At 51.2% G+C, this 12886-nt stretch carries 14 protein-coding genes and 1 pseudogene; 13 read left to right on the top strand and 2 right to left on the bottom strand.

What is annotated here, in order from left to right; translation table 11 throughout:
* Positions 1-160: 160 nt before the first annotated feature.
* Positions 161-586 carry a copper amine oxidase N-terminal domain-containing protein gene (locus PACILC2_RS24575; protein ID WP_213531523.1) on the bottom strand — a complete coding sequence of 142 codons (426 nt, stop codon included), beginning with the start codon at positions 584-586 and terminating at the stop codon, positions 161-163.
* Between the two features lie 362 nt (positions 587-948).
* On the opposite strand from PACILC2_RS24575, the gene PACILC2_RS24570 reads away from it, so the two are divergent.
* The 12 genes and pseudogenes from PACILC2_RS24570 to PACILC2_RS24510 all read left to right on the top strand — a co-directional run bounded on the left by PACILC2_RS24570 (position 949) and on the right by PACILC2_RS24510 (position 10904).
* The gene (locus PACILC2_RS24570) at positions 949-1506 is read left to right on the top strand and encodes a cupin domain-containing protein (protein WP_213531525.1); all 558 of its coding nucleotides are present in this window, start codon (positions 949-951) and stop codon (positions 1504-1506) included.
* An 896-nt stretch (positions 1507-2402) separates the two neighbouring features.
* Positions 2403-3478: pseudogene (locus PACILC2_RS28210) on the top strand (ABC transporter substrate-binding protein); the annotation flags it as partial.
* Positions 3479-3557: 79 nt separating this feature from the next.
* Positions 3558-4421 carry a carbohydrate ABC transporter permease gene (locus PACILC2_RS24555; RefSeq protein ID WP_213531517.1) on the top strand — a complete coding sequence of 288 codons (864 nt, stop codon included), beginning with the start codon at positions 3558-3560 and terminating at the stop codon, positions 4419-4421.
* Complete coding sequence (locus PACILC2_RS24550; protein WP_235593311.1) at positions 4418-5251, top strand: carbohydrate ABC transporter permease; 834 nt, start codon at positions 4418-4420, stop codon at positions 5249-5251. Before PACILC2_RS24555 ends, PACILC2_RS24550 begins: the two co-directional genes overlap by 4 nt.
* Positions 5252-5270: 19 nt before the next feature.
* The gene (locus PACILC2_RS24545) at positions 5271-6314 is read left to right on the top strand and encodes a DUF4432 family protein (protein ID WP_213531515.1); all 1044 of its coding nucleotides are present in this window, start codon (positions 5271-5273) and stop codon (positions 6312-6314) included.
* 42 nt (positions 6315-6356) lie between these two features.
* Positions 6357-7016: a GntR family transcriptional regulator gene (locus PACILC2_RS24540; RefSeq protein ID WP_213531513.1), complete on the top strand. Its 660-nt coding sequence runs from the start codon at positions 6357-6359 to the stop codon at positions 7014-7016.
* A 25-nt stretch (positions 7017-7041) separates the two neighbouring features.
* Positions 7042-7827, top strand: coding sequence for an SDR family NAD(P)-dependent oxidoreductase (locus PACILC2_RS24535; protein ID WP_213531511.1), 786 nt, complete (start codon positions 7042-7044; stop codon positions 7825-7827).
* Between the two features lie 27 nt (positions 7828-7854).
* Complete coding sequence (locus PACILC2_RS24530; RefSeq protein ID WP_213531509.1) at positions 7855-8337, top strand: enolase-like domain-containing protein; 483 nt, start codon at positions 7855-7857, stop codon at positions 8335-8337.
* Positions 8295-9080, top strand: coding sequence for an enolase C-terminal domain-like protein (locus PACILC2_RS24525; RefSeq protein ID WP_213531507.1), 786 nt, complete (start codon positions 8295-8297; stop codon positions 9078-9080). Before PACILC2_RS24530 ends, PACILC2_RS24525 begins: the two co-directional genes overlap by 43 nt.
* 58 nt (positions 9081-9138) lie before the next feature.
* On the top strand, positions 9139-9984 hold the full coding sequence (locus tag PACILC2_RS24520; protein WP_062489341.1) for an SMP-30/gluconolactonase/LRE family protein: 846 nt from the start codon (positions 9139-9141) through the stop codon (positions 9982-9984).
* 220 nt (positions 9985-10204) lie between these two features.
* Complete coding sequence (locus PACILC2_RS24515) at positions 10205-10498, top strand: AbrB/MazE/SpoVT family DNA-binding domain-containing protein (protein WP_062489339.1); 294 nt, start codon at positions 10205-10207, stop codon at positions 10496-10498.
* Between the two features lies 1 nt (position 10499).
* Positions 10500-10904, top strand: a complete 405-nt coding sequence (locus PACILC2_RS24510) for a type II toxin-antitoxin system death-on-curing family toxin (protein WP_213531505.1) — start codon at positions 10500-10502, stop codon at positions 10902-10904.
* 121 nt (positions 10905-11025) lie between these two features.
* Here the strand turns inward: PACILC2_RS24510 and PACILC2_RS24505 are convergent, their stop codons facing one another.
* Positions 11026-11295 carry a hypothetical protein gene (locus PACILC2_RS24505; protein ID WP_213531503.1) on the bottom strand — a complete coding sequence of 90 codons (270 nt, stop codon included), beginning with the start codon at positions 11293-11295 and terminating at the stop codon, positions 11026-11028.
* A gap of 385 nt (positions 11296-11680) precedes the next feature.
* Between PACILC2_RS24505 and PACILC2_RS24500 the strand changes: the two genes are divergently transcribed.
* Entirely contained in the window at positions 11681-12598 is a 918-nt protein-coding gene (locus PACILC2_RS24500; protein ID WP_062489333.1) for an aldo/keto reductase, read from the top strand.
* Positions 12599-12886: the final 288 nt, after the last annotated feature.

The following is a 12886-nucleotide window of genomic DNA, read 5'->3' as shown; positions in this document are numbered from 1 at the left end:
CAAACTATTGTACATCATCCATGATCAAGATCAAGTCAAAGGATATTATTGTTTTTATCCCTTGTCCGAAGAGTCTTATGAAAAATTATTAGTAAGCAATCTAAAGGAAATGGAACTGCTAGATCATATTGTTGACTATTGTTGTCATCAAAAAGTGCATTTATAACGGCTTCGATATATCTGTTTGCAGATCACCGTTTTTCAGCACAACACGCTTTTCTTTTTTCCATTCGACACTTGCGCCTAATGACTCTGCTGCAAAGCGCAGAGGAACATAGACTGTTCCCGATAAATAAAAAGGTGCTGCATCAAGGGTACGCTGCTTTCCATTTACAATGGCTTGCCGTGATCCAACTTTGAACTCCACACTGCCAGTATCGTTTGACAATAGTACTTTTTCCCCACTGCCTTTCCATCGGACTTTAAATCCGAATGTTTCGGCAGCGAAGCGTACGGGCACAAAGGATTTTCCGACCGATTCCTGTACAATAACATATCGCTTGGCTGCTGAGATTGTGCCAGCTGAATTGCCAAGCTGAACAAGAAGAAATAGTATTACACATGCTGCTATAGCTTTTTTAACCACATGTTTCTCTCCTATTCTCTATGTATAGTATTATACGTTTCCATTGTATATAAAATCTTGGTGTGCGAAAACAATAAAATGTATTCACCCCATATCTTAACAATCATTATTTGCATGAAATTTCCAAACGAGAATCATTCCTCAACGCGGCCCGTTAAGAACAAATAAAGCATGGTGTCCAGTTTGTTTTGTGGATATGGTGAATACAAAATCATCTGGCCAACGCATGGGTCAAGGGACACGACCCCAATTTGCGGCAGGATTCGTCGCCCATTTTTTGCACCTTGGTTAACCTATAAATGGGCGGCCGCATAGGATACAAAGAAGGAACAGGTTATTGAGTATAGAGAGGAGAATGAATGTTGTATCACAAGCCATACCATCACCACCAATGGTATAATCCGGCCCATTACAGTTGGAACGGCTATAATTGGAACTACTACGGGAATCCTTACTACAATTCGAGCAGTAATCATTGGAATAACAACTGGAATCCGTACTATAAATTAAAAGATTACGGGCCGAACCCTTTTGTCATTAATATTGAAAAGGCTGCTAAGCAAAACACCACCTTCCGCACGGCTTTATGGACAGGAAGGCATCTGCAGGTCACCTTGATGAGCATCAATGTCGGTGAAGATATCGGTTTAGAAATACATCCGACGCTCGATCAATTTCTGCGAATTGAAGAAGGCCAGGGTCTTGTCCAGATGGGGGCTAGCAAAGAAAAATTGAACTTTCAAGAAAAGGTCTTCGATGGCTATGCGATCGTGGTTCCTGCCGGAACATGGCACAATCTGATTAACATAGGCAACAGGCCGATTAAGCTTTACTCGATCTACGCGCCGCCTCAGCATCCTTATGGAACAGTTCATGAAACCAAAGCAGATGCCATGGCTGCCGAAGAACACCATTACTGATGATGATTGTGGGTGAAAATTAAACTGAAAAAGCATAACAAAGGGGAGAGTTACCGAAATCGGCGGCTCTCCTTCGTCATGTCATGACCGAAATGGATTTTCTGTCCATGGATTAGACATCTGCACCAGAGGGCAGTCACATTAAACGTTAGCCAGTACAGAGCTCCGACCATTGCCGTGATCGAATCAAGTATATATCGGCGGGTTGTACCGGCTGTTGGACGGGAAAGACGGCAGGAAAGATGGGCTCACAATGGAACAAGCGTTGGCTCAAATGGTAGAGCTTCTGCTTTATGGCATAGCGATTCAAAAGGAAACGAGGCAGTAGAGATGGAGGCTGTGTCGGTGACGGGGCGGTTTTAGGTGACATCGAAACTGCAGCTGCACTCGCAGGAAGCCGTGTGGCGTGATCTTCGGACAGGGGGGCGACTCCTCCGGCCTCCACCAAGAAAGCCGACCGCATGAGGTCGGCTTTCTTGCGTGGAGCGAGTGTGAACCTGGCTGAACGTAGGGGTTCATTTGCGTGCAGGAAGCGATTAAATCTGCAGCTGAAAATAATTTCTATTGTGTACGCTTACAAAAATATATTGTAAAATGCATACTACCATGGTAGTATGCATTTAGAGACAGAAAAGCACATGAAAGAAAAAGAGAGGGGAATACCATTGAAGAAGGCAAAGTGGGTCGCAAGCATGCTGGTGTTGGCAAGCTTATTGGTGTTGTCCGCTTGCTCTGGCGGCAGTGGTGAAAGCGGTGCCAACGGCTCCGGTGGCACTTCCGCCGGCGGGGATGGGAAACAAGGAGGTCAAGACGTCAAAGTTGTAAGCGTTTCTAACGATGAAGGCAGCTTTGTGGAAGGATTGGACAAAGTAAGCGAAGCGTTGAAAGCATACGGATACAGCCTTGATGTCAATACGTATGCGGATACGACCGCCTATCAGTCCACGCTTCGCGCAACGTTGAGCTCTCCGGATTCGCCCGGTATGTTCAAATGGTGGTCCGGCTACCGGATGGAATCGCTCGTCAAAGAAAACCTGCTGGCGGATTTGACGGAAGCATGGGAGACGTACAAGGAGAAAGGCGTGAACGCGGACCTGGCGAATGCGTTCACCTTCGACGGCAAAGTGTACGGGCTCCCGCTCGCCGTGAACTACTGGCAAGTGTTCTACAACAAGAAGGTGTTCGAAGCCAACAATTTGCAAGTGCCGACGACGTGGGACGAATTCCTTCAAGTGGCCGAGACGCTGAAAAGAGCGGAATCAGCCCGATCGCGCAGACGGCTGACGGCAGATGGCCGGGATTCATCTGGTTCGAAGAGCTCATGATCAAGTACGATCCGGACTTGTACGTCGATCTGCTGGAAGGCCGCGCAAAGTATACGGATGAAAGAGTCGTCGAAGTGATGGAAATCTGGAAATCGCTTTACGACAAAGGTTATTTCTCCGAACCGCTGAACTGGCAAAACACGATGGCCTCGGAGTTTGCGAACGGCAACGTGGGCATGTTCGTCATGGGCGACTGGTACAACGGTGTCCTGATGGGGCAAGGCCTGAAGCCTGGCGAAGATTATGGCGCGTTCATCCTGCCGCCGATTCGGCCGGAAGCGGGCAACAACATCATTTTCGAGACGGGCGCGCTGCTCATTTCGGAACACAGCAAGGATCGGGACAACGCGATCGAAGCTTCCAAGCATCTGTTCGAAACCGACGTAAGCGGCACGTGGACGTCGACGATCGGAGTCGCGCCGCTTGTGCCGGGCGTGCAATCCGATAATTCGGTGATCAACGATATTATGAAAGAAGTGGACGAGAAGGATTATCGCCTGCTGCCCCGCTATTGGGAAGGCACGCCGACGGAAATTTGCGAATATGCGGTGGACCAATTTGTCCGCTTCATGTTCAATCCGGACGAATACAAAAATGTGCTGGAGACGATCGAAGCGAAGGCCAGCAGCTATTGGAGCAGCAGGTAGGCCGTACGGCATGTCAAGGAGGGAAGGCGGTACGCAGCTACCGCCTTTTCAGGCAGATTAAAGTGTGGGGTGAAAGACGATGTCCAAGCTGAAAAAAATATTTCCCTATCTATACGTTCTCCCCGCAGCGTCCTTCATTACGGTTCTGTTCCTGTACTCGGCCGTGTTTACACTGTATATCAGTTTTACGAATTGGAAAGGGTACGGACAAGCGGAATGGGTGGGGCTCGCCAACTATATCCGGTTTTTTCAAGACCCCGTGCTGCTCACCTCGTTTACGAATACGATCCTGTGGGTCGTGGCAACGCTGCTGATACCCGTCGGTTTGGGACTGATCTTGAGCGTCGTTCTCCAGAATATGTGGGGGCATGCGGTTTTTAAAAACATTTTCTACCTGCCTTACGGCATATCGTTGACGATTACCGCGATCATATGGGGATTTCTGTTCTCCCCGCTCGGCATCAATTCGCTGCTCGCAGAGTTGGGCATTCATTGGAAAGTGGATTGGCTGAATACGCCGCCCTACAACACGTACAGCATGATTATGGCGTCGATATGGCAGAGCACGGGGACGAACATGATTCTTTTCCTCGTCGGCTTGCAGTCTCTGCCGAAAGACCCGTTCGAAGCGGCGATGATCGACGGTGCCTCCCGGTTCCGGACGTTCATCTCCGTTACGGTTCCGCTGCTGAAGCCTTACACCATCGTAGTGGCGGGCATGGCGCTGGTCAACAGCTTTAAAGTGTTCGACATTATTTGGGTCATGACGCAAGGCGGACCTTATCGTTCTTCGGAAACGCTGGCCGTAACGATGTACAGGGAATCGTTCGTTCTCGCCAACATGGGGCAAGGGTCCGCAGTATCGATGCTATTAACCGTGATGGTATTTCTGTTCTCGTGGCTGTACCTCAGGAAAACGATCCAAAAAGGGGAGGATGCATGATGACACGGGCGATTCGCAAAACGTTCGTTCAAGCTTCCGTTGTCCTCTTGGCCTTATTGTGGGTCGCTCCTGTTTTGATCGTCATCATCAATGCGGCGAAGTCGACAAAAGAATTTCGGCAGTCCAAGTTCTGGGAATTGCCGGCGGATTGGGCGATCGTGGACAACATCGAGCAGGTGCTGTTCCGCACGGACCTCGGCAGGGGCTTCGTCAACAGTATCGTGTACGGCTGTCTCGGCGCCGGGTTCGCGATCGCGCTGGCTGCATTGGCCGCTTTCGCTCTGACGAATCTCAAGATTAAGGGCGCCTTCTATTGGTTTTTGCTTATTTACAGCGGGACGCTGTTCCCGTTTCAGATGTACTTGATCCCGCTGTTCAAGATGTATTCGGGCATCAACTTATACAATTCGATGTTGGGATTAACGTTGTTTTACATCGGCATATGCATACCGTTCTGCTTGTTCGTCCTGCGGAATTATTATATGACCTTTCCCAAAGATTATGTTAACGCGGCTCAACTGGACGGATGCAGCGATTTTCAGACGTTTCTGTATTTGTTCGTTCCGCAGTCGCTGCCGCCGTTTTTCGTCCTGTTCCTGCTGCAATTCACGTGGATTTGGAACGACCTGATCTTCGGGCTCGTGCTGTCACGCGACGAAGAGGTGCGGCCGGTCATGGCCAGCCTGGCGCAGATGACCGGGATGTATTCGGGCACCGGGATGCCGACGCTGCTCATGGGCGCCCTGATCGCATCGCTGCCGACACTGCTGCTGTTCTTTGGCCTTCAGCGTTCCTTCATGCAGGGACTGGCGATCAATGTGAAGGACTGAATCGATGGGGGTGATTACGATGATGTACAGGAAACAGAGGAACTATGGATGCCGGATTCACGACCGGTATGAGTGGGACGGCATGCGGGTCGTCATTATGGAAAATGAAAAAGTGCGGGTCGGCATTCTCCCGGACAAAGGCGCCGAAATTTTCGAGTTTCTGTACAAACCGATGGATTTGGACGTCATGTGGCTTAGCCCGAACGGGGTGCAAAATCCGCATCGGTATCCGGGAGCGTATGCCAATCCCTCCACCAATTTCGTCGACTATTACACCGGCGGTTGGCAGGAGGTGTTTCCGAACGGCGGACCGCCCAGCCGCATGAAGGGCGCTTATTTCGGCCAGCACGGCGAAGTGAGCCAGGCGCCTTGGGATTATGCGATTCTGTGCGACGAACCTGAGCGGATCGAGGTCGCTTTTACGGTGCACACCCGGAAGTATCCTTTTCGCCTTCGGAAAGTATTGAGGCTGAACAAGAATTCCGGCAAGCTGTTCATCCGGGAGGAAGCCGAAAATTTGTCACAGGCGGAGCTGCCTGCGATGTGGGGCCATCATATCGTGTTCGGGCCTCCGTTTCTGGAGCCGGATTGCATCATTCGGCTGCCGGGGCAGCCGGTCATCATCCCGCATGACGAACCGACCAGTCGCACCGGCAGAAGAGTCGGCGGCACGGCAGTCAGTCATTGGCCCTATGCAGACGGACCAAATCATGAAAAAATAGATTTTAGCCGCATTCCACCGCCGGGAACGAAGAGCGAGATGCTGTATATCGGCAATTTGCAGGAGGGCGCCTACACCCTGACCAATCCACGGATCGGAGCGCAGGTGACTGTGACGTGGGATCATAAGACTTTTCCGTATTTATGGTACTGGCAAGAGTATGGCGACAATATGGACTATCCATGGTACGGGAGAACGTACAACATCGGGTTGGAGCCTTTCTCCAGCATGCCCACTAACGGTCTTCAGACGGCCGCGGATCGTGGCACAACGCTTCTGTTTCGAGCACAGGAGACCAAACGTTTCGAACTGACTTTCGAGGTTGGTGAAAGCAAAGAATAAGGGAGTGGGTGAGAAACCATGAGGGAAAGAACGCAACGATCCATGGATGCGTCGAACGTCAAACATTCGGTGTATACCGAGATTCGGGAAGCGATCATCCACGCCAGACTGGAGCCGGGACAACGGCTTTCCGAGGCGGACCTTGCGGTCAAGATGAATGTCAGCAGAACGCCGGTGCGCGAGGCATTCATCAGTTTGAGCAAAGAAGGTCTCGTGGAAATTTTGCCTCAGCGGGGGACATTCGTGACGAAGATCGATCTGGAGGACGTGCGTCAATCCACGTTCATCCGGGAGTCTCTGGAAATTTCCGTGCTGGGCGAACTCATCAAGAAGATTACGCCGGAACAGATCGCACGGCTGAAAGAAAACGTAGCCGAGCAGGAGAAGAGCCACCAGCGAAACGATTACATTCGCTTCTATGAGCTGGATGAGGAGTTTCATCGCTCCCTGGCGGAGATGAGCGGCCACGGCAAGGTATGGGACATTATCAAAGAGATCAAAGTCCAGATGGATCGTGTCCGCCTGCTCAGCTTGCCGATTCCTTCCCGAATCGCGGAACTGATCCGGCAGCATTTCGCGATCATTCAGGCGCTGGAAGAAAGAAACGCAGACAAAGCTCGGGAAACGATGGTCCTTCATCTCCAGTACGTGACCAAACCATCGGAAGTACAGGAAAAATATAAAGATTATTTTATCACCTAAATCGTTAACGGAGGAGACCGCTGAGATGGATGTAACGGGAAAAGTGGCATTGGTGACGGGAGCCGGCAAAGGCATCGGCAAAGCATCGGCGATTCGGCTGGCCCAGTACGGAGCCAAAGTTGCTGTGGCGGGCATCGGTCCGGACGATCTAAAGGACACCGCAACGGAAATCGCCCGGCTGGGCGGCGAAGCCATCGCCATTGAGATGGATGTTACGCGGGAAGATCAGGTCAAACAGGCCGTATACAAGGTCGCGGAACGTTACGGCGGCATCGATATTCTCGTGAATTGCGCAGGCATCCAGCGATACGGAACGGTCGTCGAAACGTCGGAAGAGCTGTGGGACGAGGTGTTGAACACGAATCTGAAAGGGGTATTTCTCACTTCCAAGCACGTCATTCCGGAAATGAGAAAACGGCAGGGCGGATCGATCGTCAACATTTCTTCGATTCAGGCATTCGTAACCCAGAAGCAAGTGGCCGCCTACACCGCGAGCAAAGGGGCAATCAACGCGCTCACCCGTGCCATGGCGGTCGATCATGCCGATGAAAACATCCGCGTGAACGTCATATGTCCGGCTTCTGTCGACACGCCCATGCTGCGATGGGCAGCCGACCTGTTCAGCGACGATGTGGAAGGCACGGTGCGGTCGTGGGGGCGGATGCACCCGATCGGCAGAGTGGCCCGTCCGGAGGAAATTGCGGATGCGGTCGTCTTTTTGGCCAGTTCAGCTTCTTCGTTCATGACAGGCAGCGAACTGAAAGTGGACGGAGGGTTATCTTCGGCGGCGGCCGTGGCATTGCCTGAGTAAGCAAGAGATGAAGGGAGGAGAACCTTGATGAAAATAACGGATATTAAAGCAACCACGGTAACGGTTCCTCTGGAAGCGCCGCTCAGACACGCCAACGGAGCGCATTGGGGACGATTCGTACGCACGATCGTCCAGGTGGAGACCGATGAAGGGATTGTCGGACTCGGCGAGATGGGGGGCGGCGGAGAAAGCGCGGAGGCGGCCTTCCACGGCATGAAAACCTATTTGGTCGGCCACGATCCGTTCGAGCTCGAACAGATGCGCTTCAAAATTTGCAACCCGACGGCGAGCCTGTACAATAACCGCACGCAAATCCATGCGGCGTTGGAATTTGCCTGCCTCGACATTATCGGGAAGAAGTTGGGCGTTCCGGTGTATCAGCTGCTGGGCGGCAAAATCCGGGATGAAGTTGCTTTCGCGAGCTATTTGTTTTCCGTTACCCGAACGCGAAGACCGGCGAGGGCGAAGTGCGGACGCCGGAGCAATTGGTGGCGCATTTGCGGGATTTGAAAGCGAAGTACGGCTTTCAGACCCACAAGCTCAAGGGAGGCGTATTCCATCCGCGATACGAGCTGGAATGTTTCCTGGCCATGGCCGAAGCGTTCCCGGAGGACAAATACCGGTACGACCCGAACGCGGCCCTGTCCGTGGAGGAAAGCATCCGCTTCGCCAAACAGATCGAGCATGTGAACAACGATTATTTTGAAGATCCGACATGGGGCCTGAACGGCATGCGGCAAGTGCGGGAGAAAATCGGGATCCCGACGGCCACGAACACCGTCGTCGTCAATTTCGAGCAGCTGTCCGCCAATGTGCTGAATCCCGCCGTGGACGTCATTTTGCTGGATACGACGTTCTGGGGCGGCATCCGCCCCTGCATCAAAGCGGCAGGCGTGTGCGAGACGTTCCAGCTTGGCGTGTCCGTTCACTCTTCCGGAGAGCTCGGCATTCAGCTGGCGACGATGCTTCATCTCGGCGCGGTCCTCCCGAATCTGTCGTTTGCCGCGGACGCCCATTATCACCAGCTTGAGGACGACATTATTAAGGGAGGCAAATTCCAGTACCGGGACGGCAAAATCCGGGTGCCCGACGGTGTCGGACTCGGGGTGGAGCTCGATGAGGACAAATTGAAGGAGTACGCGGAATTGTACCGGGAGCTTGGCAATTATACGTACGATAAAGATCCGCACCGTCCCGACTGGTTCCCGGTCGTGCCGAACGAGCGCTGGGCCGACCCGGCAGCGAGCTTCTGACCTTCTGACATGCGAGGACCGGCAGCGGATGAAGAAATGAACAAGAGGAGGGAATGATGTGCAACCTTTGATTCCGATCGAGAAGGTGGAAGTGTTTTTCGACGGCTTGCTGACCGAGCCGAAGCTGAATCATCCCGAGGGACTGGCCTTCGATGCGGAGGGTAACCTGTGGTGCGGCGGGGAGGACGGCGAAATTTTCCGCATCGATCCGGAAGGCAAGCGTATCGAGCTTATCGCGGAAACGGGCGGTTTCTGCCTGGGGATGGCCTTCGATCGCGGCGGCAACTTGTATATTTGCGATTTGAAAAAGTCGGCCGTCTTCAAGCTTGATACGCGTTCCCGGCAAATCTCGCTCTTCGCGGACGGCAACGATCAGATGAAGCTGACAACCCCGAACTTTCCCGTGGTCGATCATGAACGCGGCTGCCTGTATGTGTCGAGCAGCAACAAGAACGGGCCGGGCATCTGGAAGTTCGACCTGCGAACCGGGGAAGGCGGTTTGTGGTACGATCAGCCGCTCGGTTTCGCCAACGGGATGGCGCTGTCCCTGGACAACAATGCGCTGTATGTGGCGGAGACGTTCGACCATCGGATCAGCAAAATTCCGATCGACGGGGAAGGCAAGGCGGGCCGTAAAGAAATAGTGGCCGAGGTGGAAGCGCTGCCGGACGGCTTGGCGGTGGACAGCCAAGGACGGATCTACGTCAGCTGCTACGAACCTTCGCAAGTGCTGCGCATTGGCGGCAACGGGGAGGTTGAGCTGGTGGCGCACGATCCCGAAGCCCACACGTTCTGCCATCCGACGAACTGCGCTTTCTTCGGAGACGCCTTGTACACTTCCAATCTGGGAAGATGGCACATTACGAAAGTCCCGGTCGGCACCACGGGCAAATCCCTGTTGTGATACGATCAAAAGCGACTGTGAAAGTCGCTTTTTTTGCATTCAGGGCAAAATCCTCTATTGAGGAACCTTCCAATTTGATGGTGATTGCCTATAGAGACTGTCTCATTGCGTTGAGTTCCTTTATCGAACATGATAAACTGAGTCTAATGTTATAACATTCATACTGTAATTAAGGTATAACGTATTGACTTTTGATCATACTATAGAAGGAGGACATAAAATGAATGGTGTGGTCAAAATGCAAAATGAGAATGAAGGAATAAAGCGTTATTCCCGTAAAGTTGGACGAATGGGAAACAGCTTGGGGGTGAGCTTGCCCAAAAGTTTAGCCGAGAAACTAGGCGTAGCACAAGGCGATGAAATCGAATTTATTGAAACGGCTCAGGGCGAGATTCTGCTCAAGAAAGTCCGGCATGCTGCTTTGCCTGACAATGTCCGCCCGGAGGTGTTGGAAGCATTTTATGATGTCTTTGAAGAGGATATCGATATTTTCAAGGATTTAAGGGATCGATAACATGACGATCTTTTTGAGTAAAGAGGAAGTCATAACCGCGCATTATTTCATGATGAAGAAAATGGGAGATGCGGAACAGGCCGGTGTGAAGGATCATGCATTGCTTGAGTCTGCGATATACAGGCCCAGGCAAAGCGTATTTGGCGAGGACGCATACTCATCGTTATTCGATAAAGCTGCCGCCTTGTTAGAATCCTTAGTTAAGAATCATTGCTTTCATAATGGAAATAAGCGAACGGCTTATCTGGCAGTTAAGTCATTTTTAAAGATTAATGGATTTCATTTGCGCATGGAACGTGCGTTAGCGGTTGAGTTTGTTGTAGATATTGCAAAAGGAGATTATTCTCTGGATGGTATAGCTAATACCCTTGAGAAATATAGTGAAGAACGAATTTCTGATGCTTAGAAGGAGCAGGGAGTAAGCCAAATGGCAAACAACCATTTACGTTACAACAGCTTCATAACCCGCACAGGGATTCGGCTTGCCTCCAAAGTTAAAGCTTCGACTTTAGGTCGGAGCTTTTGCTTTAACAAATCACATCTTCTTTTGCCGCAGCTTGATAGCCCTCCCGCTGACTTTTCAGATCGTTCCATCTGGTATCTATAACCAACTGAATAGCCGCATCTACATCGCCAGATTTGATGGCCTTGAAGTAAGTGCCGAAAAGCTTATTAATTTCTGATTCATCGGGTTCTTTGGCATTTGAAGAAATAGCATTGAAAAAAAAGAACGATGCTGTTGCACATAACGCGACCAGAAGAATTAGGGTTGTTGAGTTCTTCATTCTTCTCTCCATAACGTTTCCCCTCCGCCTTTCTATTTTGTCTGGCAGACCAGTAGGCAATATCTATAGCGTATCATTTTTCTCAAATGTGAACGGTGCCGAAATTCCTAATTTATACAATTTCCCTGGTTTCCTGAAATGAATCATCCTACCGTCCCTATCCAGCAGACCGGTCTATGAACTGAACCGCCAACCATGGTTGGTATTGCCTAGTAATTCTTGGTATTACCTAGCAAGCAGCAGAACCGCTAGTCTTGAAAGCTTCCCTACTTTTGTGTCACAATAAGAAAGGGATTCACAGTTTGCGCGGCGATTTGGTGTTACCGCTTACATATCGCGCATTTTGTCTCCTGCGAAACCGGTCGCGACTAATTTAACGAAGGAAGTGACGTTTACCATGAGAACGATCAAGCTGGGAACGAGCAATCTTGAAGTCCCCGTTATAGCGGTCGGCTGCATGCGGATTAATTCGCTGAGCAAATCCGAGGCGGAGCGCTTTGTGCGAACGGCGCTGGACGAAGGGGCGAATTTCTTCGATCATGCCGATATTTACGGCGGCGGGGCTTGCGAGGAAATCTTTGCCGACGCGATTCAGATGAACGATGACATTCGCGAGAAGATCATTCTTCAGTCCAAGTGCGGCATCCGCAAGGGCAGCTTCGATTTTTCCAAGGAACATATTCTGACGTCCGTGGACGGCATCCTGAAGCGGCTGAAGACCGACTATCTCGATGTGCTGCTGCTGCACCGTCCCGATGCGCTGGTTGAGCCCGAAGAAGTGGCGGAAGCGTTCGATATTCTGCAAAGCTCGGGGAAAGTGCGCCATTTTGGCGTATCCAATCAAAAGCCGATGCAAATTGAACTGCTGAAAAAGTACGTCAAGCAACCGATCGTTGCCAATCAGCTGCAATTGAGCATTACCAACGCCACGATGATTTCCAACGGCATTAACGTCAATATGGAGAACGACTCCGCGATCGACCGCGACGGAAGCGTGCTCGACTACTGCCGTCTGCACGACATCACGATTCAGCCTTGGTCGCCGTTCCAATACGGATTCTTTGAAGGGGTATTTCTCGGCAACGACAAGTTCCCCGAACTGAATCAAAAAATCGACGAAATCGCCGCCAAATACAACGTGACCAACACGACGATTGCGATCGCGTGGCTGCTGCGCCATCCGGCCCGCATGCAACCGGTGACCGGGACGATGAATATTGAACGGTTGAAAGATTGCTGCAAAGCCGCCGACGTTTATCTGACTCGTGAAGATTGGTACGAAATTTACCGTGCGGCAGGCAACGTGCTGCCGTAAAGAAGATAAGCGTCAGGACGAGCGGGATGCCTGATGAAATATGCAACGCCGTCCCGCCGAGCAGGATGATCAACTTGAAGTTGAGGGACAAGCCGTTATTCCTTTGTTAGAGCAGAGGGAGAACGGGCTTGCCAATGGGGAAGAAGAAGTTGCACTTATAGTTGAAAAGTATGATAACGTTAAGTTGAATTGCCCTGGCTTTGTGCCGGGGCTTTTGCTTCTTTTGCGATCAAAGTTGCAAAAGTGCAGGTTTTTCGGGCTAAAATAACGAAAACGCGAAAATTCCTG

It is taken from the genome of Paenibacillus cisolokensis (genome assembly GCF_018403665.1).
Classification (GTDB): Bacteria; Bacillota; Bacilli; order Paenibacillales; family Paenibacillaceae; genus Paenibacillus_AH; species Paenibacillus_AH cisolokensis.
Note: the sequence above shows the minus strand (reverse complement) of the source record. Positions and strands in the feature narration are given on the sequence as shown.